23 protein-coding genes and 1 other annotated feature are annotated in these 20773 nt (G+C 36.8%); of the genes, 3 read left to right on the forward strand and 20 right to left on the reverse strand.

Annotated features, from left to right (window positions below):
• Positions 1-51 precede the first annotated feature (51 nt).
• The 20 genes from rplT to LACWKB8_RS05925 all read right to left on the reverse strand — a co-directional run bounded on the left by rplT (position 52) and on the right by LACWKB8_RS05925 (position 18818).
• A complete protein-coding gene (gene rplT, locus LACWKB8_RS05830; protein ID WP_034980161.1) occupies positions 52-408 on the reverse strand; it encodes a 50S ribosomal protein L20 in 357 nt (118 codons plus the stop codon).
• A 36-nt stretch (positions 409-444) separates the two neighbouring features.
• Positions 445-645: a 50S ribosomal protein L35 gene (rpmI, locus tag LACWKB8_RS05835; RefSeq protein ID WP_034980158.1), complete on the reverse strand. Its 201-nt coding sequence runs from the start codon at positions 643-645 to the stop codon at positions 445-447.
• 21 nt (positions 646-666) lie between these two features.
• Positions 667-1197, reverse strand: a complete 531-nt coding sequence (infC, locus tag LACWKB8_RS05840; protein WP_082229344.1) for a translation initiation factor IF-3 — start codon at positions 1195-1197, stop codon at positions 667-669.
• Positions 1198-1216: 19 nt separating this feature from the next.
• Positions 1217-1329, reverse strand: a sequence feature (ribosomal protein L20 leader region).
• A gap of 68 nt (positions 1330-1397) precedes the next feature.
• The gene (locus tag LACWKB8_RS05845) at positions 1398-2051 is read right to left on the reverse strand and encodes an amino acid ABC transporter permease (protein WP_038523292.1); all 654 of its coding nucleotides are present in this window, start codon (positions 2049-2051) and stop codon (positions 1398-1400) included.
• Between the two features lie 13 nt (positions 2052-2064).
• Positions 2065-2703 (reverse strand): amino acid ABC transporter permease, encoded by a 639-nt coding sequence (locus tag LACWKB8_RS05850; RefSeq protein ID WP_038523294.1) that lies wholly within the window; start codon positions 2701-2703, stop codon positions 2065-2067.
• Complete coding sequence (locus LACWKB8_RS05855; protein ID WP_038523297.1) at positions 2700-3518, reverse strand: transporter substrate-binding domain-containing protein; 819 nt, start codon at positions 3516-3518, stop codon at positions 2700-2702. Before LACWKB8_RS05855 ends, LACWKB8_RS05850 begins: the two co-directional genes overlap by 4 nt.
• Before the next feature lie 16 nt (positions 3519-3534).
• On the reverse strand, positions 3535-4272 hold the full coding sequence (locus LACWKB8_RS05860) for an amino acid ABC transporter ATP-binding protein (RefSeq protein WP_038523300.1): 738 nt from the start codon (positions 4270-4272) through the stop codon (positions 3535-3537).
• 185 nt (positions 4273-4457) lie between these two features.
• Positions 4458-6392, reverse strand: coding sequence for a threonine--tRNA ligase (thrS, locus tag LACWKB8_RS05865; protein WP_038523303.1), 1935 nt, complete (start codon positions 6390-6392; stop codon positions 4458-4460).
• 305 nt (positions 6393-6697) lie between these two features.
• A complete protein-coding gene (gene dnaI / locus LACWKB8_RS09260; RefSeq protein ID WP_038523305.1) occupies positions 6698-7600 on the reverse strand; it encodes a primosomal protein DnaI in 903 nt (300 codons plus the stop codon).
• Positions 7601-7609: 9 nt separating this feature from the next.
• Positions 7610-8971: a DnaD domain protein gene (locus LACWKB8_RS09265; RefSeq protein ID WP_038523308.1), complete on the reverse strand. Its 1362-nt coding sequence runs from the start codon at positions 8969-8971 to the stop codon at positions 7610-7612.
• 2 nt (positions 8972-8973) lie between these two features.
• Positions 8974-9441: a transcriptional regulator NrdR gene (gene nrdR, locus LACWKB8_RS05880; RefSeq protein WP_038523311.1), complete on the reverse strand. Its 468-nt coding sequence runs from the start codon at positions 9439-9441 to the stop codon at positions 8974-8976.
• A 1-nt stretch (position 9442) separates the two neighbouring features.
• On the reverse strand, positions 9443-10045 hold the full coding sequence (gene coaE / locus LACWKB8_RS05885) for a dephospho-CoA kinase (protein WP_038523314.1): 603 nt from the start codon (positions 10043-10045) through the stop codon (positions 9443-9445).
• Entirely contained in the window at positions 10042-10872 is an 831-nt protein-coding gene (mutM, locus tag LACWKB8_RS05890; protein ID WP_038523318.1) for a bifunctional DNA-formamidopyrimidine glycosylase/DNA-(apurinic or apyrimidinic site) lyase, read from the reverse strand. The genes coaE and mutM overlap by 4 nt, the downstream gene beginning before the upstream one ends.
• A 13-nt stretch (positions 10873-10885) precedes the next feature.
• Positions 10886-13561 carry a DNA polymerase I gene (gene polA, locus LACWKB8_RS05895; RefSeq protein ID WP_038523321.1) on the reverse strand — a complete coding sequence of 892 codons (2676 nt, stop codon included), beginning with the start codon at positions 13559-13561 and terminating at the stop codon, positions 10886-10888.
• Between the two features lie 169 nt (positions 13562-13730).
• Entirely contained in the window at positions 13731-15044 is a 1314-nt protein-coding gene (gene murC / locus LACWKB8_RS05900; protein WP_038523324.1) for a UDP-N-acetylmuramate--L-alanine ligase, read from the reverse strand.
• Between the two features lie 153 nt (positions 15045-15197).
• On the reverse strand, positions 15198-15845 hold the full coding sequence (ytpR, locus tag LACWKB8_RS05905) for a YtpR family tRNA-binding protein (RefSeq protein WP_038523327.1): 648 nt from the start codon (positions 15843-15845) through the stop codon (positions 15198-15200).
• Between the two features lie 20 nt (positions 15846-15865).
• Entirely contained in the window at positions 15866-16186 is a 321-nt protein-coding gene (locus LACWKB8_RS05910) for a thioredoxin family protein (RefSeq protein WP_038523330.1), read from the reverse strand.
• Between the two features lie 34 nt (positions 16187-16220).
• Positions 16221-16880, reverse strand: coding sequence for a tRNA (guanosine(46)-N7)-methyltransferase TrmB (gene trmB / locus LACWKB8_RS05915; RefSeq protein ID WP_038523333.1), 660 nt, complete (start codon positions 16878-16880; stop codon positions 16221-16223).
• A gap of 5 nt (positions 16881-16885) precedes the next feature.
• A complete protein-coding gene (locus tag LACWKB8_RS05920; RefSeq protein WP_038523336.1) occupies positions 16886-18085 on the reverse strand; it encodes an ABC transporter permease in 1200 nt (399 codons plus the stop codon).
• Entirely contained in the window at positions 18078-18818 is a 741-nt protein-coding gene (locus tag LACWKB8_RS05925; protein ID WP_038523339.1) for an ABC transporter ATP-binding protein, read from the reverse strand. The genes LACWKB8_RS05920 and LACWKB8_RS05925 overlap by 8 nt, the downstream gene beginning before the upstream one ends.
• A gap of 91 nt (positions 18819-18909) precedes the next feature.
• Between LACWKB8_RS05925 and LACWKB8_RS05930 the strand changes: the two genes are divergently transcribed.
• From LACWKB8_RS05930 to LACWKB8_RS05940, 3 genes are all read left to right on the forward strand, one after another.
• Positions 18910-19341: an HIT family protein gene (locus LACWKB8_RS05930; RefSeq protein ID WP_038523342.1), complete on the forward strand. Its 432-nt coding sequence runs from the start codon at positions 18910-18912 to the stop codon at positions 19339-19341.
• A 9-nt stretch (positions 19342-19350) separates the two neighbouring features.
• A complete protein-coding gene (locus tag LACWKB8_RS05935; RefSeq protein WP_038523345.1) occupies positions 19351-19692 on the forward strand; it encodes a hypothetical protein in 342 nt (113 codons plus the stop codon).
• 114 nt (positions 19693-19806) lie between these two features.
• Positions 19807-20706, forward strand: a complete 900-nt coding sequence (locus tag LACWKB8_RS05940) for a peptidylprolyl isomerase PrsA (protein WP_038523349.1) — start codon at positions 19807-19809, stop codon at positions 20704-20706.
• Positions 20707-20773: the final 67 nt, after the last annotated feature.

The following is a 20773-nucleotide window of genomic DNA, read 5'->3' on the forward strand; positions in this document are numbered from 1 at the left end:
CAAGTGCTAAATTTTGACATAAAAAAACGGCGCCATAAGCGCCATTTCAAATTAATTTAAAGCCTTTTTAGCAGTTTCTGCTAATTTCGCAAAGGTCTTTGAATCGTTATAAGCAATATCAGCTAACATCTTACGGTTAATGTCAACACCAGCTAATTTCAAGCCGTGCATTAACTTAGAATATGAAATATCATTTTGTCTTGCTGCAGCATTAATTCTGGCAATCCATAACTTTCTGAAGTCGCTCTTACGTCTTCTTCTGTCACGGAACGCATATCTGTAAGATACAAATAATTGAGTACTTGCAGCCTTAAATTGCATATGCTTTGCGCCACGGTAACCCTTGGCAAGCTTCATAATCTTCTTACGACGTTTACGTGTAACTGTTCCACCCTTAACTCTTGGCATCTAAAATTCCTCCTAAATATCGTTTTATTTGTTTAATTAACGCATTTGAGAGAGCATCTGTTTGATGCGCTTCAAGTCGCTGCGTGAAACCATTGCAGCCTTTCTCAAATGACGACGTTGTTTCTTAGTCTTGCCGTGGAAACGGTGGCCGGTAAAAGCGTGATGACGCTTTAATTGACCAGAAGCAGTTCTCTTAAAACGCTTTGCAGAAGCGCGGTGGGTTTTCATTTTTGGCATTTTCTAATTCCTCCAAATTAACTATTTATTTTTGTCACTCTTCGGAGCGAGCATTAAGAACATTGAACGGCCTTCCATCTTAGGCTTGCTAGTAACAGTAGCAATATCAGATGTGGCTTCAGCCATTTTTTCCAACACTTCACGACCCAGTTCCTTGTGAGTGATTGCTCGACCTCTGAACCTGATCGAAACGCGTACTTTGGCACCTTCTTTAGTGATAAACTTACGCGCGTGCTTTAATTTAGTGTTAAAATCGTTACCCTCAATCGTTGGGCTCAAACGAATTTCTTTAACACTGACCGTTTTAGACTTTTTCCGAGATTCTTTAACCTTCTTTTGTTGCTGGAAACGGTACTTACCATAGTCCATGATACGAGCAACAGGTGGCTTGGCATTAGGCGAAATTAGAACTAAATCTAAATTTGCAACACTTGCTTGGCGCAAAGCCTCAGTCTTGGTTACAACACCAACTTGTTCACCATCTTCATTAATTAAACGAACTTCGCGTGCGCGAATTTGGTCGTTTAATATCAAATTCCTTGGAATAATCATTCACCTCCATGTTAATCTGAGGACAAGAAAAAGACGGGTATAGTTCTACCCGCCCATAATCAACAGAAAATATCGATCAGCCCAGAGGTTTACTTAACTTAGGCGAGAAGCGGGAAGCTTCTTCTTGTTCTCAACTAAAACGATTATACTCGCATTTACTATTTGTGTCAACGAGATATATTTTAAATCTCATTGCAAAATTATGCTAACTTTTTGTTCAGTTTATTACCAATTAAAGATAAAGTAAAGCAAACAATAAAATAAAGCAATGTTAAAGCGGCAAACATCGGCACAATATAATTAGCATTTTGACCGTATATTACCTGTGCGTGTTGCATCAGTTCTGGAACAACAATAATAGTTGCTAGGGAAGTGTCTTTAATTAAAGAGACAAACTGACCAATAATAGTAGGTATCATGTGCCGGTACGCCTGCGGCAAGACCACATGCCATAATGCTTGAACAAAAGACATGCCTGTCGATCTTGCCCCTTCAATTTGACCAATAGCTACTGACTGAATGCCAGACCGCACAATTTCAGCAATCATGCTGGATTCAAAAATTGTCATCGCGATAATTGCTGACAAAATTGCACCGGGTCTTAAACCAATATTGGGCAAGCCAAAATAGGTAAAAAAGATAATTAATAGCAAAGGTAAATTTCTAACGATGTCAATAATAAAGCCAACAATTGCTGAAATGAATTTAAGTTTAGCATAGCGAATAATTCCGAGAATTGACCCTAAAATGAAACTTAAAACAATTGCAAAAACTGAAATAAATAATGTGACTGCTAAGCCTTTTAACAGAAAACCGAAGTTTAACCAAGATAAGGCATTAATCCATGTTTGCATTTTAGTTCGCCTCCTATGCCAATTTCTTTTCCAAATGCCGCATGTAGTAGCTCAGTGGCATTGTAATCAACAAGTACAAAACACCTATTACCAAATAACTGTTAATCGTATCAAAAGTAACAGAAGCAATGGCGTTTGCTTGATACATTAAATCAAAACCCGCAACAAAAGCTAAAATTGACGAGTCTTTAATCAAATTGACAAATTGATTGCCTAGTGGTGGAATAACTATTTTAAAAGCTTGCGGCAACACTATATAGCGCATTGCCTGCTTATAAGTCATACCTGTTGACCGTGCACCTTCCATTTGACCGGAAGACACCGATTGTATACCAGAGCGAATAATTTCAGCAATAAACGCAGAAGTGTAGAGAAATAAACCAATTGTACCAGCAGTAAAACCATCAATTTGTACAAAATATTTCGGTACTATTAAGTAAAAAAACATTACGATGATTAGTAAGGGAATATTGCGGAAGATTTCAACGTAAATTCGACCAATTTTATTGGCAAGTTTATTGGGAATAACCTCCAATAAGGCTAATAAAATACCGAAAATAAGACTAAATATTAAAGTTAACAAGCTTGATAAGATAGTCCAGCCAAATCCTGAAAATAATTGACTACTAAAATTATTGAAGATATGAATCATTTAATATACATCTCCTTATAGTTAAATCCAGGAACCTGACCGAACCATTTTTTAATTAAGAGATTGTATTCTCCGCTTTTTTGAATCTTATGAATTGCTTGATTTATGGCTTTATGAAAAGGTCCTTGATTTTTATTTACTGCAATACCATAAGGCTCTTTAGTATAGGTTCCTCCGGTTACTTCAAGGCTTCCAGAACTTTGTGCTGCTAAACCATATAAAATGCCGTTATCACTAGTCAAAGCATCACCTTGATGCGACTTTAAAGCAGAGACTGCTTGACCATAGTCTTGCATAGCAACAACTTTGGCTTTGGGAGCCACTTTTTTTATTGCCTCAACAGAATTATCGCCGACAATACCGATCACAGTTTTGCCGTTCAGGTCGCTTGGCTTTTTAATTTTTGATCCTTTAGGTACAAGAAACGATTTACCAGCCTGAAAGTACGGCTTAGAAAAGCTAATAACTTTTGCCCGTTCCGGTGTAATTGTCAAAGTTGCGATAACTGCATCCACATTGCCGTTTTTCAACAAGGGTATTCTTGATTGGGAGGTGGCAAGAGTAAAATGAGCTTGACCTTTTGGACCTAAAATTTCTCTGGTAATGGCTTTGGCCATATCGATATCAAAGCCTTTTTCTCTATCATCTCTAATATCTATTAAACTAAATAGTTTTTTGTCACCTTCAACTGCCCAAGTAATGGTATTAGTCGAATGTACATTTTTCAAAGCAGATTGGTCAGTGACTTTATTGCCACAACCAGACAAAAGAAAAATTCCTAAAAACAACGAGATTGAGCAAACAAGTTTTTTCATGATATTTGCCCCTTCCTTAATGTGTAATTATTTTACTTAAGAATTGCTGGGCACGGTCAGTTTTTGGCCGCTCAAAGAAAGACTTGCTGTCGTCATCTTCAACAATCTGACCTTGATCCATGAAGATAACGCGGTTAGCTACTTCTTTGGCAAAACCCATCTCGTGAGTCACAATCAGGGAGGTCATATCACTTGCCGAAGTTATTTTTTTGATTACTTGTAAAACTTCATCAATCATTTCAGGATCAAGTGCTGAAGTTGGTTCATCAAAAAGTAATAATTTGGGATGCATTGCTAAAGACCGTGCAATTGCCACACGCTGCTTTTGACCACCAGATATTTGTGCTGGCATATTATGTGCTTTATCAGCCACTCCTACCATATCAAGTAAATGCAGTGCCTGCTTTTTATTTTCTTCTTCAGGTATATGACTGACAATTCGAGGAGCAAGCATTACGTTTTCTAAAACATTTTTATTTTTGTAAAGATTAAAATGCTGAAAAACCATGCCCACGTCTTGACGCAATCTATTTGAATCTGTTTTGGGATTCGACAAATCCTGGTTATTAACAATTAATTTTCCGCCTTGGATTGACTCTAAACGATTAATAGTTCTAATTAGAGTACTTTTGCCTGAGCCGGAAGGCCCGATTAAGACAACTGTTTCACCCTGATCAATTTGCAAATTGATATTATGCAACGCGTGAAATTTGCCATAAAATTTCTGCACGCCACGAAATTCTACCATTGACATATATATGCTCCTTTTTAGCAGTTTTAATTTAACTATCTAAACCAAGCTTTTTTAACAATTGATTAATTAATCAAAAGTGCATCCCGTCAACACTACATTTTGTTACTCGACGTGCAAATTTTAGCGGTTTCTACATTTAAGGTTTAGCCATTAAATTATTTTGCCTTTTCTATAAATAACAATTTTTATCCTTTACGTGAATATGATTTAACATCTTGATCGATTTCGTTAATGAATTCGTTAAAGTCCTTAGCCACTTCTTCTTCTGTACCATAGCGACGAACGTTGACACTATTGTCCTTGAGCTCTTTATCACCTAAAACAAGAGTGTATGGTACTTTTTGAGTTTGCGATTCACGTATTTTGTAACCTAATTTTTCGTTACGTAAATCTGCTTCTGCTCTGAAGCCGCGCTTATTCAATTCATCGCGAACTTTCTTAGCATAGTCAGAATGGGCATCAAGGTTAACTGGGATCACTTCTACTTGAACTGGCGCCAGCCAAGTTGGAAAGGCACCCTTGTAAATTTCAATCAGGTAAGCAATGAAACGCTCCATAGTACCGACAATACCGCGGTGAATCATAACTGGACGATGTTCTTCACCATCTTGACCTACATAACTTAAGTTAAAGCGTTCTGGAAGCATAAAGTCCAACTGGATTGTGGACATAGTTTCATCAGCACCTAACGCCGTCTTAGTCTGAATATCAAGTTTAGGGCCGTAAAAGGCAGCTTCACCTTCAGCTTCGACATAGTCAAGACCCATGTCGTCCATTGCCTTCTTCAGCATTGCCTGACTTCTTTCCCACATCTCGTCATTAGCAAAATACTTTTTAGTATTCTTTGGATCACGGTATGAAAGTCTGAAGTAGTAATCCGTGATATCAAAGTCTTTGTAAACGTCTAAAATCAAAGTCAAAATCTTAGAAAATTCACTCTGTACTTGGTCCAACGTGACAAAGGTATGACCATCATTTAAAGTCATTTCCCGTACACGTTGCAAACCTGATAACGCACCCGATTTTTCATATCTGTGCATCATACCCAGCTCTGCAATTCTAATTGGCAGTTCACGGTATGAACGGATATGGTGCTTGTAAATTTGAATATGTGACGGACAATTCATTGGGCGCAGTTCAAGCATTTCTCCATCACCCATATCCATTGGTGGAAACATATCGTCACGATAATGTGCCCAGTGTCCAGATGTCTTGTATGCGTCAACATTCATTAAAACTGGAGTATATACATGTTGGTAACCATCAGCCACTTCTTTGTCGATAATATAGCGTTCAACTACTCGGCGAATTGTGGCTCCTTTTGGCATCCAATAAGGTAAACCAGCTCCAACCTTAGGATCAACAAAGAATAAATCAAGGTCGCGTCCGATAGTTCGGTGATCACGTTCCTTAATTTCTTCACGACGCTTAATATCGGCATCTAAATCAGCTTTTTTAAAGAACGCTGTTCCGGAAATTCTTTGAAGCATTGGGTTTGATGATTGACCTTGCCAATAAGCACCGGCAACCGATAATAACTTAAATTGTTTAATTTTGCCCGTATTTGGCAATAGGGCTTCAAAGCCAAAATCAACAAAATCACCTAATTTAAAGACATGCACTTGATCGTCTTTTTCATCTTTTAGCAACGCACTCTTATACGGGTCATTCTTAAAAATTTCGGCAAGCTCAGCTTTTGGCAGAAAAGAAGATTCAATCTTATCTCCTGCTTTGATTACTTTTTTGATTGCTTTTTCAAGTTCCGGCAGTTCACTAACTTTGATTTGATTTTCTTTGTCAGTGTCAACATAAAAACCATCATCATCTGCTGCGTGCTCACCAAAGTGAATCTCTGGATATGCTTTCTGCGCAACTGCTTCAAAAACAAAGGCTACTGTTGCTCTTAAAATATCTAGACCAGCTTCATCCCTATCAGTAATAATAGCAACACTGGCATCTTGGTCTAATTTGTAATCTAAACCAACAATTTGACCATTTACTTTTGCTCCAAGAGCTACTTTACCTAGAGATGTAGCAATACCATGTGCTAGTTCTGAAACTGTGACTGCCTCAGTAAAATCTTTTTTTGAGCCATCAGGCAATGTAATTGAAAAACTCATTTTTTCCTCCGAAAATTTAAGAAATAAAAAAAGTCCCAGTGCAATTAAGCACTGGGACGTTAATTAACGTGGTTCCACCCAAAATTTAGTCCAAAAATCTGGACTATCTCGTTGTAGATTGTTAACGGATCTAACCCATTTTAAAATTTTAGGTACGAATGAGTGGGTTGCAAACGCTAATGGGAGCTTCCAGAATATTGCCCTCTCTCTGTGGTGCGTAGCAACATGTTCATTCATTGCAGTTAATTATAGCCCAATAATTTTTTAATGCAAGTTTATTTTCATAGATTTACAGCAAAATATTTTTATTGGTGTCTTCTATTTGGTCCAGAAATTACTACTTCAGTCGCCAAAGACTTGATTCTTTCCATTAATCTCGCTGCTTTTACAGGATCAATAGAATTTTTGGTTTCTTTGAAATGATCTGCCAGATCGCTCATTGCAAAATTCGATGAGAAAAATGTTGGCAGCACATTATCCATTCTGGCCTGCAGAATTACCGCCAAGACCTCGTCACGCGACCATTGACTCAAACTTTCAGCTCCAATATCATCTAGTATTAAAAAATCAGCGTTAGCAATTTTTTGTACTTCATCCTGAACACTATTATCACTAAAATGACTGGATAAACCTGCAATAAATGTCGGAACATGCAAGAAAACAACATACTTGTCCATGGCAGCAACTTGATTAGCAAGTCCCGCCAATATATATGTTTTGCCGATACCAAAATTGCCCGATAAATAAAGTCCCTTCTGATGAACATCTTTAGCATATCTTGATAAGAATTGCTGAATGCGGGTCATCACTTCGGCTCTTTCCGGGGTCAGTTCAATCTGACTTAGGCGAACATCATGCAACCCATCAGGTAAATTAATCAGGCGCAAATGTCTTTTGATATATATTTCTCTATCATGAATAAGCTTGCTGTCTTCGGGCACAAATTTCAAACTGATGGCATTTTTATTCATTATCAAGTCAGGATAATAGCCCCTGGTGACAGGATCTTTTTTATGCTGGCTCAGATAATAGCCGTAAAGAGTGGGCAGACTTTTATTAATAATGCTGTCATTTAATTGATCTTGATGCTGCGCGATAAAGTTTTGCACCTTAGGTTCAGCCAGTACCCTTTGTTTAATAGCTTCAGGGCTTTGCTCCTCAGCATTACCTGATTGTCCTTTAACAATATATTTTTTAATGGGTCGCATATATTTCACCTACTTCATGCCATTCTTATTTTCAAAATTCTCAAAAAACTTTTTTAGTTCTTCACTAGAAACTTCGGAATTTATTTTTGGTTTATTTTCAGTCCAATCCGTGCCCTTTTCAATTGACTTGCGCGAACTATAACTGCCATATTGCTTTCTTTTCTGCTCTTGGGCCTTTTTCCTATTGTCCATATATTCCAAAGCTTGACCACCGGTTTTTACTCCGTGCTGCAGCCAATCATGTAAAATTTTATTTGCCAAACGAAAAGACACATTAGGACCACTTTTCAAGCAGGCATAAGTCAAGATATTGAGTAGTTCTGCTGAAATACCTTTTTCATTATATAAACTATCAAGTACGCGATATTCACTAGCATCCACAAAATCATTCCGGCTGGTCTTAAGCTGATACAAAAATTGTGCCGGTGAGTTCGCTTTTGCGCTTTGTAATAATTCTTGTTCACTATTACTTAAGTGCTCGTTTTTTACTTCAGAATTGTCCTTTGCACGTGTCTTTTTTTGTAACTGACTCCGAGTAGTTGCTGCATGAATGTTATTAGCAATAGCTTGTTTAATCCGGTTCATATTTAGATGATAATCACCATGCAAACAGGGCAGTGTTTCATCTACAAATTCCTGTTCGGACAAACCATAAGTTCTCATAATTGCACGAATTGCTTCTCTGTTTTGGTCAATTTCGCTGCCTGCAATCTGGTAAATTTCAAATTGCTGTTTCATAAAATCCCAGTCAATCTGGCCCTTTTCATTGATAGTGGCAGTATTACGGGTAACAATATTATTTTCTTGGGCAGCCTCTTTAACCTCAATTGAAGGGTCTATTGCTTCTTGGTCTGGTAAGTGAAAGACATCCATAAACGAGGCGGAAATATTTGGTGCTGTTTTCACACCATTAACAAAGTTTTGATTTTGTTTAGTTTCCCGGGCAAAATCATGGCTTAATTTATGAAAAGCGGTAATACCCACTTTTTCTTTTAATAAGCTTGCTAATAACGCAGTCCCAAAAAATTCACTGCTGGACGGGATACTTTTAAGTTCAAAACATAGAATTTTGCCCATTATTTGATTGTCAAGTAGTCGGGTCTCGATTAACCCCACCGCCTCAATCTTGTGCAGAGCCGCAAATAATTTTTTAATATCACAGTCAACTTGTTCTTGCAAACGGTAAATCCCCTGTGAATCTGACAGCATAGCTTGGGCAGAATAATCCTCATTCAGACTTAAATAAAGTGCCACCGCCAAAGAACCAACTAAAGGCTGATATAGCTTAATTAAAACACGCAAATCTGTTGGGTAGAGCTCTACTCTGTTTGTAATATAAAAAGGCTGTTTGGGATTGTTAGTCTCAAACATAATTAATTTCCTTTCTCTCTTCTGGCAATCATATCTTCCATAGTTTTCATGAAACTAGACATATCTTTAAACTCACGGTAAATTGACGCAAATCGAATATAGGCCACATCATCTATTTTAGCCAATTCATCCATTACCAATTGACCAATTTTTTTGGAAGAAATTTCACTAACTCCTTCCTGCCTGATTTTGTTTTCTACGTGATCAACTAATTCTTCAAATTGCGAACTTGAGATTGGTCTTTTTTGACCAGCTGCCATCACTCCACGCAAAATCTTTTTTCTGTTAAATGGCTCACGTGTGCCGTCATTTTTGATTACTAATAAAGGCGTGGTTTCAACACGTTCAAATGTAGTAAAACGAAAGCCACAGTTTTCACATTCGCGCCTACGTCTGATAGCACGATTTTCATCACTCGGACGCGAATCAATTACTTTTGATGCATTTTTATGACAATTAGGACATTCCATTTTAGTCCTCCCCTTTGATTTCAAGTAACAACTCTTCTAATTTAGTCTCAAGGTCTTTTTTTGAACCAGTATTAGTAATCACGTAGTCAGCCAATTTTTCCTTTTGCTTAAGTGGCATTTGACTATTGATGCGCTTTAAAGCTGCATCCTGACTAAGGTGATCTCTTTGCATTAGTCTTTCTAGCTGCAATTTTTCTGGTATAGCAATCAGTAAAGTCCGATCACAATATTTTTGACCATTTGACTCAAACAGAACAGGAGCATCAACAACTATTATGGGGCTTTTCTTAGCCTTGTTTAGCGCAATTTTAGCTTGTATTTCTGTAAAAATCAATGGATGAGTAATTTCATTCAAAATTTCAAGTTGTTTTTCATCATTAAAAACTATTTGACCCAACTTTGAACGATTAAGTGAACTATCCGCATTTAAGACTTCACTGCCAAATTGTTTGATAACCTTTTCGTATCCCTGATTACCGGTCTTTAAAATGTCATGGGCTATTTGATCGCAATCAATTACTGGAACTTGCATTTTTTCAAAAAAAGCATCTGCGGTGCTTTTACCGCTTGCAATTCCACCAGTCAAGCCTAATATCATTGTCATTTATAAATCACCTGACATTTAGGACAAAAAGTAGTTCCTCGTCCATTGACTTTAATCTTTTCAAGTGGTGTACTACAACGCACACATGGTTCACCTTTATGACCATAAACCTGCAACATTTTTTGAAAACCTCCTGTTTTACCGTTTGCATCCAGATAGGTATGAATTGTAGTACCTCGTTCAGCAATTGCCAATTCTATTAACGAATTAATATTATCGTGCAATTGTGCTACTTTTTCTGCGGGAATGGTATTGGCTTGACTTAATGGGTGAATTTTTGTCTCCCACAAAACCTCGTCAACATAGATATTGCCCAAACCTGCAACAACAGATTGGTCAAGGAGTGTGTTTTTAATATTTTTCTTTTTACGTGCTAAACCATTTTGTAAATAAGAAACGGTAAAAGCTGCTGAGTTGGGTTCTGCACCTAATTTGCTAATACCCGTCTTTTCTTTTTCAGTTCCCGTTTTAATTAACTGCATGCGCCCAAACTTACGCACATCGTTATAACGCAATGCCGAATTATCACTAAAAACAATTTGCACGTGGTCGTGTTTATCCTTTTTAGTATTTATTTTAACTAAACGATACTTACCCTCCATGCGCAAATGTGACACTACTGTTAAATTGCCGCTAAGCCGAATTAACAAATATTTAGCATAACGATCAATTGTGGTGATTTTTTTACCAACTAACTGCTGCTTAAATTCTTTTGCATCACCAGTTATAATCTTTGGATACCAGACTGTTACTTCTTTGATTGTCTTTCCTTTGATAAGAGGAAGAAGTGTCCGTCTCACAGTCTCAACTTCTGGCATTTCCGGCATTACAAGTTACTCCTTACTTAGCATCAAACCAATTATGACCATATCCGGAATCAGCTACAAGAGGTATGTCTAGTCTTACAGCCGACTGCATAACTTCCGGTACGATCTTTTTAATTGTTTCCAATTCATCCTTTGGCACATCAAAAATCAGCTCATCATGAACCTGGACTACCATCTTGGTCTTAAGATGCATGTCATCTAATTTTTTCTGCATGTTAATCATCGCTATCTTGATAATATCTGCGGCAGAACCTTGAATTGGCGAATTAATTGCTGTTCTCTCTGCAAATGAACGCACATTAAAGTTTTTAGCATGAATATCTGGCAAGTAACGTCTTCTGTGCATAATTGTCTCGGCATATCCTTTTTCACGGGCTACCTGGACTGCTTTATTCATGTAATCTTTAATTTGAGGATATTGCTCAAAATAATTATCTATGAATTGCTTGGCCTGCTTGCGGCTGATATTAAGGTTTTTAGATAAACCGTAATCAGAAATGCCGTAAACAATACCGAAATTCACAGCTTTGGCCCTGCGACGCATTAAAGGAGTGACATCGGCTGTTGATTTTAAGTGAAAAATTTTCATTGCGGTATGAGCGTGAATGTCGTAACCGGTTCTAAAAGCTTCCTGCATTTGTTCATCGCCAGAAACTTGTGCCAAAACACGCAATTCAATTTGTGAATAATCACAGGAGAAAATGTAGCCATCAGGTTCACTAGGAACAAACGCTTTTCTAATTTGCTTACCTTCCTCGGTTCTGGTTGGGATATTTTGTAAATTAGGATCAACTGAGGACAAACGACCGGTAGCAGTAAGAGTTTGCAAGTATCTGGTATGAACCCGACCGTCTTTTTGAATGACATCCAGTAAACCATTAACATAAGTTGACTGGATTTTAGCAATTTGCCGGTAAGTGAGAATTTGTCCAATAATGGGACTTTCATCCTTTAGCTGATTTAAGACATCAACTGATGTGGAATAACCGGTTTTGGTCTTTTTAATTGGCTTTAAGCCCATTTTTTCAAACAAAATATGACCTAATTGCTTAGGAGAATTAATATTAAATTCTTCACCAGCTTCATCATAAATTTGCTTTTCCATTTTCTTGAGCTCAACTGCAAACTCATCTTGAAGCCGCGTTAAAGTCTCAGCTTGGACTTTGATACCATTGATTTCCATCACAGACAGAACTCTGGCAACAGGGATTTCAATATTGGCAAAAAGATCATCTTGCTCGTGTTCTTTTAGTTTAGCTAACAATGTCTCTTTTAAGTTCTCGATTGCTTCTATCTTGCCAGCCAAATGGTTAAATAACACCTGATCGTCTTCTGGAATGTGGGCACTTTTACCTTTACCATAAACGTCGTAATCACTTTTAACCGAATTATCACCGTACATCCGGCATATCTCGCCCATATCATCCGAATTATTTTCATTATTAATCAAATACGAAGCAAGAAGCATGTCATAGTCAATGCCATGAGCATGAATACCTAAACGATTTAAGCCAACTGTTGTCCGCTTTAAGTCAAAAACATTTTTAGTAATTTGCTTATTTTCCAGAATATTCTTAAGTTGCGGCTCTTTTAACAGGTCAACATTGCGACTTACGTATATTTGCTTATCAATCTTAATAGCAAAACCAACAAAATCAGCTAAGTGGTAGTTAGCACCCAGCATCCCTAAATAAAAAGTAGTAGCTTGACCATCTTTAACCGCAAAGTTGCTAATGTCATTTTCTTTAAGCTCTGTAAAAGCAACTACTTTATTATCTTTTACTGGTTGGTCTTTTTGCCCAGCAGCACTTTCAGGGTCTAGCTGGCTTAAAAACTTGCGAAAGTTCATTTTTTCATAGAATCTGCGCAATTTTTGATAGTCCACATCGCGCCACTTAATATCATCAATCCCAATAGTCAAAGGAGTGTGGCGATCAATTGTTGCCAATTTTTTGCCTAAAAGAGCCTTATCTTTGTCATTGATGAGGTTCTCTTTCATTTTTGAAGGTTTCATATCATCTATATGATCATAAAGGTTTTCTACAGAACCATATTCTTGGATAAGTTGTGAAGCCTTTTTGGGACCAATCTTAGTCACACCGGGATAATTGTCAGAATTATCACCCATTAAGGCTTTCATATCAATAAATTCAGTTGGTGTAACGCCATTAACTTCCTTCATGTGTTCAGGCGTATAAGCTTCCAAGTTCAATACGCCGGATTTAGTGACCATTACTGTTGTTTGAGGTGAAGCTAGTTGCGTTAAATCCTTGTCGCCCGTAACAATAGTCACTTTGAAACCCTCTTTTTCACCAATTGTAGCAAAAGTACCGATAATATCATCGGCTTCATAATTGTCGAGTTCATAGGTGGATATGCCCAGATCATGTAAAAGTTCTTGAATGTATGGTAATTGTTCAGACAATTCAGACGGTGTTTTCTGTCTACCGCCTTTATAATCGGCATACATATTATTCCTAAAAGTAGTTTTACCCGCATCAAATGCGACTAAAACATGGTCAGGCTTGACATCATTTAAGACGACATCAAGCATGTTTTTAAACGTATAAATGGCATTGGTATGCAATCCTTCAGGATTTCTAAAATTTTCAAGTTGACGGAACAATGCATAAAAAGCACGAAAGGCAACTGAATTACCATCAATCAAAAGTAATTTTTTATCAGCCATTAGTTCTCCTCATAATTAAACCAAGTTTCTTAATTCAACTACCATTTTAACAGTTTTTGCTCACATCTTGCACAATACTGATTTATTTGCATTCTGTGGTAATTGGTTCGTGCTTTTTTTAAGTAAAAAGACCAAGTTTAAAAACTTGATCTTTAGCTAAAAATTGCAATTATTTTAATAACTTTTCCAAAGCATCTTCATACTTGGTAATATCACCGGCACCCATGAAGACGATCACACTATCTTTGTTTTGAGCCAAATCGGCAATATTATCAAGGTCAATTACCTCTGCTCCAGGGATTTTGGCTACTAAGTCGTCACTAGTAATATCACCGCTCTTTTCTCTAGCAGAGGCATAGATTGGAGTAATATAAGCCTTATCAACTCCGCGCAAAATTTCTTCAAAATCACTGGCATATTTTTTAGTTCTGGAAAAAGTATGTGGTTGAAATACTACTACCAAGCGTTTATCAGGGAATTTTTGTCTTGCTGCTTGAATTGTTGCCCGCATTTCTGTCGGATGATGGGCATAGTCATCAATAATATTAATATCTTTAAAATCTTTTTCTGAAAACCGTCTTTTGGCTCCTTGATATGTCAATAAACCTTGTTGAATATCTGCTAACGGAATTTTTTCAGTATAAGCAACAGCTATCACTGCAGTAGCATTCAAAATATTATGATCACCAAAAAGATGAATTGTAAAGTGACCGATATTTTGTCCGTGATTTAACACAGTAAAACTGGACCCTTGAGTTGATCTTGTGATTGCTACGGCTTGAAAATCATCGTCACTGTCAAAACCATAAGTATATTTGGGGCAATCTGCTTTAAGCTGCTTTAAACGGCTGTTTCCGCCCCAGACAAAAAGTCCTTTTTGCGTTTGCTGAGCAGCTGTTTGAAAAGCGGAAGTATAATCTGATTGATCTTTAAAATAATCTGGATGATCAAAATCAATATTGGTCATAATTTGGTAGTCAGGATGATACGCCAAAAAATGACGACGATATTCGTCAGCTTCATAAACAAAGAAGCGGGAATGCTTAACACCCTTGCCCTCACCATCTCCTATTAAGTAAGATGTTGGTGCAGCTTCTCCTAACACGTGAGCTAAAAGACCTGTAGTAGAAGTTTTCCCATGAGTCCCAGAAACACCAATGCTAGTGTGCATCTTAATTATTTCTTCTACAGTATCAGGATAACTTTGCCAAGCAACATTTTTACTTTCACAAGCCTGCACTTCAACATTATCAGCTTTAAAAGCGTTGCCCTTAACAATTACCTGACCATTATCCTTAATGTTATCGGCCGCAAATGAAGATATTTTTATACCCGCTTTAATCAGCGGTTCTTGCGTGAAAGTATACTTTGCGATATCACTGCCGGCAACATCAAAGCCCAGGTCTTTTAAAACTAGAGCAAGAGCAGACATTCCAGTTCCTTTAATTCCGATAAACCAAATCTGTTTATTTTTGTTTAACATTTTCTGAACTCCAAAATCTTTTATCATTGCTATTTATTTTACCATTACTATCACAAAATGAGCAGGACCATTACAAAACCATGATGAAATTTAAAAATTCAATTTTATGCGAAAAAAAAGACTTTACCTTTTTGTTGGTAAAGTCTGCTACTTTTATAAAGTGATTTGTCCTTCGGCTAAAAGCTGATCGCACTTTTCCGGATCAAATTCATCGCCAGCATTAAAATCAGCCGGAACTACCAAAATACCCCTTTTTTGCGGAGCATGTTCAAGACCCAATTCACGAGCTGAACAAATCATACCATAAGAATCAACATGGCGTAGTTGACCGGGCCAAATCATTTGACCATTAGGCATCAAAGTACCAGGCAAGGCAACTACGACTTTTTGTCCCTGTGCAATGTTAGGTGCACCACAAACAATTTGGTGTTCTTCGCCGTTACCTACATCAACAGTAGTGACATGAAGGTGGTCAGAGTCAGGGTGTTTTTCACAAGTTTTGACATAGCCGTAAACTAAAGTTGGTTTGCCGTATGCCAGTTTATCCGTAAAACCAGCTTCTGCTAATTTTTTATTTAAAGAGGCTAAATCTTCTTCATTTAGTTTAACCTGACCATTAGGCAAACTATCATAATCAATTACTTCGTTGACATTGAAAAAATTATAACCTGTGACATTCCCTTTTTCATCAGTGATACGAGTAATGTCATCTTTTTCCTCATACTCACTTTTACCCTTATCTTGGCCCAAAATCACAATCAGGGTATTAGGATAACTTTCTTTATTAATACTTGTAATCATGAATCACAATCCTCTTTCACTTAGTCAAGCGACCGCAAAAAACTTTCAACCTCATCCTTAGTTTTACGATCCTTATTAACTAGTCTACCAATTTCTGCGCCATCTTGGTAGACCACAAATGAAGGAATGCCCATGATATTCATTTCTTTTGCTATATCCACAGAGCCATCACGGTCTATTTGATAAAATTTACTGTCAGCAAAATCTTTTTCAATTTCAGGCATAAACGGATCCAAAAAACGGCAATCTGGACACCAACCAGCAGAAAATTCTAAAACAACACGACCATTTTTGGTAATATCTGCTAATTTAGCTTTGTTTAATTCTTTTATTTGTTCCATTTTTGAAAAAACCTCTCTTTTCTCTATCTATAAATTATTTTACTCCAAAATCAGCATGCAAAGCATAAATCGGGTTGCCCTGAGCAGCAAATTTATGTTCATATTCAGTTTCAATATTAGCTGCTAGAACTTCTTCCTTCTCATTATGAAGGTCCACGGAAACAAAATCAAAATTCATCCCAAAATTATTCATACTTTGAAGAGAATAGGCAAAAAGTCCTGCATTATCAGTTTTAAACTCTACTTGACCGTTTGCACGCAAGACCGTTTGGTATTTTTGCAAAAAAGTTTTATAAGTTAGCCGTCTTTTCTCATGTCTGGTCTTAGGCCAAGGATCGCTGAAATTTAAATAAATTTTGCTAGCAATGTGGGCACTAAAAAATGCGTCAATATTGGCAGCATCCGCACAGAGAATTTGTAAATTAGACAATTCTTTTGCTAGTTTCGTCCGCAAAATCATGCCTGCAGCAGTCATTTGCAACTCAAGAGCAACAAAATTTTTCTCAGGATACTTCTCAGCCATTGTGGTAATAAATTTTCCTTTTCCAGGACCTACTTCAATTTCCAGTGGTCTTGAAATATCAGCAAACCGCTTTGACCAATCAATTTTCAGACTTGGATCAGGTCGATCAATCACACTTTCTGGATGCTCATGGACAAGCTTTACAGCCCACGGTTTGTTTCGTAATCTCATCTATTCTACGACTTCCTTTTCTTTACTTTTGCTGGTAAGTATAACCTTAATACGACCCAGCTGAAAACAACTAGGCACCCCATTGCTTCAAACAAGTGCAAATTGACTGGCAAGGTAAGCAGCCAGGAAATACTGATAATCAACCACTGCATTAACATCATCCCTGCTAAAGCCGAGACCATGTCCAAGCCACGGTTGGTGTGCTCAATCGGATAGACTCGATACATAATATTGTCATCAAATTCATCAACCATAGGTACTAATTGGTAAATTGTTAAAAATACTACTAAGCACGATAAACCTAACGCCCAGAGCCAATTTTGCACTAACCAAGAAACCAATACAGCAAATGCAGTCATTCGCACTATTAAATTGATATTTTCAGGATTCCTAAGAACTGAACGGCGATATAAAAACTTATTGGGATTTTCCAATGCCATCTTTCTGGGTAATAAAAAGTCTAAATATTTTCTCCTTTTAACATTGGTTTGTCTTTCTTTGACATCAGTAAACATACTAAAAGCGTTAAAAACAACATTTTTGCGCTTTTGTTCTTGATCGACTGCATATTGCCAGTCAAACAAAGCTGCATGCTGCGGCTTTAAAACAAAAGTTATTAGGCAGATAACTAATAAACCTGCAATTATCAGTAGACTTTTGGGCTTAAACATTCCCAAACCAAACAAAAAAAGGAAAAAGATATTTACTAGCGAGATGGAAATCTTACGGTTAAAAAACAAATTATGTTCCATAATTTTAAGCTGCAGCAGCTTAGCTAAAAAAACAGCCAAAACAGCAAAAATATAATCTATTGGTTCAATCCTTGCCTTAATCGTAGCAAAAGGAAATAAAATTCCTGCCGTTAACACCAAACAAATTGTAGGTACAATCAAGCTGTAATTTAGCATTGGTTTCAAATATAATTTTATATCTTCATCTTCAGGCAGTAAAAATTGTAAATCAGCTGGTTTTAGCAAAGTTACCAGTTTGCCTATTAAAAGTGGCAGCCATAGCAAAATACCAACTAGTGGACGGTAGTACCACAGATTTTCAGGCATGGTTTTCATTGTCTGCGCGTACCAGAACATGAGTGTTCCAAAAAGAAAAATCAGAGCTAAGATAAAGAAATCATTAAAAACCAATACTAAATATTTTAAAGATTGGCGTAAATTTTCCTGCAGCCTTCTTTTAGCCAAATCACGCATTTTGTTGCTCCTGACTTAAAATTTGGTAAATTTGGTCAAATGAATCTGTTTCCTTTAAACCATAGTGCATTCGAATTTCGGCTAAAGTGCCGGCAGCCGTAATTTTGCCATTATTTAAGACCGCATAACGTGAAACGGCCTGAACACTGTTAGCTAAAATATGTGTTGACATTAACACCATTTTACCTTGACCAGCAGCGCTTTTGATTAACTGTACTAAATTAGCTACTGCTAAAGGATCTAGTCCAGTAAACGGCTCGTCAATTACAAGTAGTTTCGTATTTGCTAAAAAGGCGGTTACAATCATCACCTTTTGCTTCATACCCTTAGAAAAGTGAATTGGCAGCCAATCAAGCTTGTCATCCAACCTAAACATCTGCAGCAACTCATGAGCTTTTGCCCAAGCCTGTTTTTCATCTAACTGATAGCTAAGAATAGTTAATTGCAGATGTTCCTTCAAAGTCAGTTCTGAATACAAAACTGGCGTTTCGGGAATATATGCAACTTGTCTTTTAAATTTAGTTGGTTGAGCAGCTAAATCAATGTCATTCAGAGTAATTTTCCCTTTTTGGGGTCTTAATAAGCCCAGAATGTGTTTAATAGTAGTAGATTTACCAGCACCATTTAGCCCAATAACCCCTAAAACTTCCCCTGGTTTAATTTCCAAGTTAATATCTTTAATGACCGGCACACCAGTATAGCCACCTGTCAAATGTTCAATTTTTAAAGTCATATTTCCTATCTTTCTTTTAATGAATTTACTCATTTATTATGATAGCATGATATTAAAAGAAACTAAATTTTTGAAGTGAAGAGGTTTTAAAATGGAAGATTTAGATAAAGACTGCTTATTCTGCAAAATTATCAGAGGCGAGGCCAGCAGTTACACAATTTTTGAAAACGATGATGTCAAAGCATTCTTGGACTTATCTCAAGTTAATCCCGGCCATACTTTGATGGTCCCGAAAAAACATATTACAAACTTTTTCGATTATACAGCTGCTGATGCTCAGCGCTATTTACAATACATTCCAGCAATTGCAAATGCAATTAAAAAATTCGATCCCAGAATCACCGGTATGAATATTAGTAGCAATAACGGCGCCAGTGCCAGTCAAGTCGTTATGCACTCACATATTCATTTCATTCCCCGCTTTGACGGAGACGGTTTAAAAATTGCCACCCGTAATAATGCGGAAAAATATACTGACGAAGATTATCAAAAAGTGGCTGCCGCAATTAGAGCACAATTTTAAGGTGATAAGATGAAACATTTTAGTATTGGTTTAGCAGTTGGAGCTGGTTTTGGCGTAGTACTTTCATTATTTAAAGACAAAAATGGTAAGCGTTTATTCCCAGAAGTGCAAAAAGGAGTTAACACTTTTAAAGCTGATATTCAGGATCTTTCTGCTTCTCAAGCCAAGCTGAAAACAGCTCAGCAAGACCTAAAGAATTTTTTGCCACAAGCTAAGAAAGCAATTTCTGAATTACAAAATGAATTAGAATATTACCAGATCAGCGTGAACCGAATCATTCACAAGTTAAAAGCAAAAACTGCAACTTTCCAGCATAATGACGATGAAGAAATGAATAGTTCTAAAAATTAGTAAAGAAACTAAGAATTTTTGGCAAAAAACGAAAAAATAAAAACTAGATTTGCCAGTTTATGTTATATTAGTTGACGGTGACTTAATTTATTAAGGATGTGGAGAATTTATTTTATGAAGAAATATATTAAAAAAGCTGCTGCGGTAATTGCTGTCGCAGGAATCGCGTTGTCAACAGCCGCTTGTTCTAGTGGTAATAAAACTGTTGCTTCTTATAAAGGCGGTAAGATTACTCAGCAAGAATACTATGATGAGATGAAAAAATCCCAGTCTGGTAAAACTGCCTTGGCTAACATGCTTATTAATCATATTCTTGAGCAACAATATGGCGACAAGGTATCGAAAAAGCAAGTCGATAAACAATATAATAATTACAAGAAACAATATGGCAATCAGTTTGAAGCAGTTCTGCAACAAAATGGTATGACTGTATCAAGTTTTAAGCAAAACCTGAAAACCAACCTGCTTTCTGAAGCAGCTCTAAAAGACATTAAAAAGATCTCAAAGAGCCAAGAAGAAAAGGCTTGGAAAGCCTACCAACCAAAAGTAACAGTTCAACACATTTTAGTTTCTAAGAAATCAAAGGCTGAACAAATTACTGCTGAACTCAAAAATGGTAAGAGTTTCAAGAGTCTGGTCAAGAAATATTCTTTAGATACTGGAACTAAAAATAATGCTGGTAAGTTGCCTGCTTTTGACTCAACTGACACTAGTTTAGATCCGTCTTTCAAAGCAGCTGCATTTAAACTGAAGACTGGTGAAACCACTAAGAGTCCAATTAAATCTCAGTCAGGTTATCACATAATCAGAATGATTAAGCACCCAGCTAAGGGAACATTTGCTTCACACAAGAAGGAAATTGATAATCAAATTTACCAAACAATGTCACAAGATCAACAAACGATGCATGAAGTCATTTCTAAGGTAATCAAAAAAGCTGGAGTTGATATTAAAGATAAAGACTTGAAGGATGTCTTAGCTTCCTATGTTTCAACTCCATCAACTAAAAAATAATTAAGCATTATTTTAAAGTGAATAAAAATAACAAAAAAGCACAAGCCATTAATAGCTTGTGCTTTTT

The organism is Lactobacillus sp. wkB8 (assembly GCF_000761135.1).
GTDB classification, from domain to species: domain Bacteria; phylum Bacillota; class Bacilli; order Lactobacillales; family Lactobacillaceae; genus Lactobacillus; species Lactobacillus helsingborgensis.

What these genes read in the sequence shown, in the direction of transcription:
- rplT (WP_034980161.1), bottom strand. Translation starts at nt 408, where the DNA reads ATGCCAAGAGTTAAGGGTGGAACAGTTACACGTAAACGTCGTAAGAAG.
- rpmI (WP_034980158.1), bottom strand. Translation starts at nt 645, where the DNA reads ATGCCAAAAATGAAAACCCACCGCGCTTCTGCAAAGCGTTTTAAGAGA.
- infC (WP_082229344.1), bottom strand. Translation starts at nt 1,197, where the DNA reads ATGATTATTCCAAGGAATTTGATATTAAACGACCAAATTCGCGCACGC.
- LACWKB8_RS05845 (WP_038523292.1), bottom strand. Translation starts at nt 2,051, where the DNA reads ATGCAAACATGGATTAATGCCTTATCTTGGTTAAACTTCGGTTTTCTG.
- LACWKB8_RS05850 (WP_038523294.1), bottom strand. Translation starts at nt 2,703, where the DNA reads ATGATTCATATCTTCAATAATTTTAGTAGTCAATTATTTTCAGGATTT.
- LACWKB8_RS05855 (WP_038523297.1), bottom strand. Translation starts at nt 3,518, where the DNA reads ATGAAAAAACTTGTTTGCTCAATCTCGTTGTTTTTAGGAATTTTTCTT.
- LACWKB8_RS05860 (WP_038523300.1), bottom strand. Translation starts at nt 4,272, where the DNA reads ATGTCAATGGTAGAATTTCGTGGCGTGCAGAAATTTTATGGCAAATTT.
- thrS (WP_038523303.1), bottom strand. Translation starts at nt 6,392, where the DNA reads ATGAGTTTTTCAATTACATTGCCTGATGGCTCAAAAAAAGATTTTACT.
- dnaI (WP_038523305.1), bottom strand. Translation starts at nt 7,600, where the DNA reads ATGCGACCCATTAAAAAATATATTGTTAAAGGACAATCAGGTAATGCT.
- LACWKB8_RS09265 (WP_038523308.1), bottom strand. Translation starts at nt 8,971, where the DNA reads ATGTTTGAGACTAACAATCCCAAACAGCCTTTTTATATTACAAACAGA.
- nrdR (WP_038523311.1), bottom strand. Translation starts at nt 9,441, where the DNA reads ATGGAATGTCCTAATTGTCATAAAAATGCATCAAAAGTAATTGATTCG.
- coaE (WP_038523314.1), bottom strand. Translation starts at nt 10,045, where the DNA reads ATGACAATGATATTAGGCTTGACTGGTGGAATTGCAAGCGGTAAAAGC.
- mutM (WP_038523318.1), bottom strand. Translation starts at nt 10,872, where the DNA reads ATGCCGGAAATGCCAGAAGTTGAGACTGTGAGACGGACACTTCTTCCT.
- polA (WP_038523321.1), bottom strand. Translation starts at nt 13,561, where the DNA reads ATGGCTGATAAAAAATTACTTTTGATTGATGGTAATTCAGTTGCCTTT.
- murC (WP_038523324.1), bottom strand. Translation starts at nt 15,044, where the DNA reads ATGTTAAACAAAAATAAACAGATTTGGTTTATCGGAATTAAAGGAACT.
- ytpR (WP_038523327.1), bottom strand. Translation starts at nt 15,845, where the DNA reads ATGATTACAAGTATTAATAAAGAAAGTTATCCTAATACCCTGATTGTG.
- LACWKB8_RS05910 (WP_038523330.1), bottom strand. Translation starts at nt 16,186, where the DNA reads ATGGAACAAATAAAAGAATTAAACAAAGCTAAATTAGCAGATATTACC.
- trmB (WP_038523333.1), bottom strand. Translation starts at nt 16,880, where the DNA reads ATGAGATTACGAAACAAACCGTGGGCTGTAAAGCTTGTCCATGAGCAT.
- LACWKB8_RS05920 (WP_038523336.1), bottom strand. Translation starts at nt 18,085, where the DNA reads ATGCGTGATTTGGCTAAAAGAAGGCTGCAGGAAAATTTACGCCAATCT.
- LACWKB8_RS05925 (WP_038523339.1), bottom strand. Translation starts at nt 18,818, where the DNA reads ATGACTTTAAAAATTGAACATTTGACAGGTGGCTATACTGGTGTGCCG.
- LACWKB8_RS05930 (WP_038523342.1), top strand. Translation starts at nt 18,910, where the DNA reads ATGGAAGATTTAGATAAAGACTGCTTATTCTGCAAAATTATCAGAGGC.
- LACWKB8_RS05935 (WP_038523345.1), top strand. Translation starts at nt 19,351, where the DNA reads ATGAAACATTTTAGTATTGGTTTAGCAGTTGGAGCTGGTTTTGGCGTA.
- LACWKB8_RS05940 (WP_038523349.1), top strand. Translation starts at nt 19,807, where the DNA reads ATGAAGAAATATATTAAAAAAGCTGCTGCGGTAATTGCTGTCGCAGGA.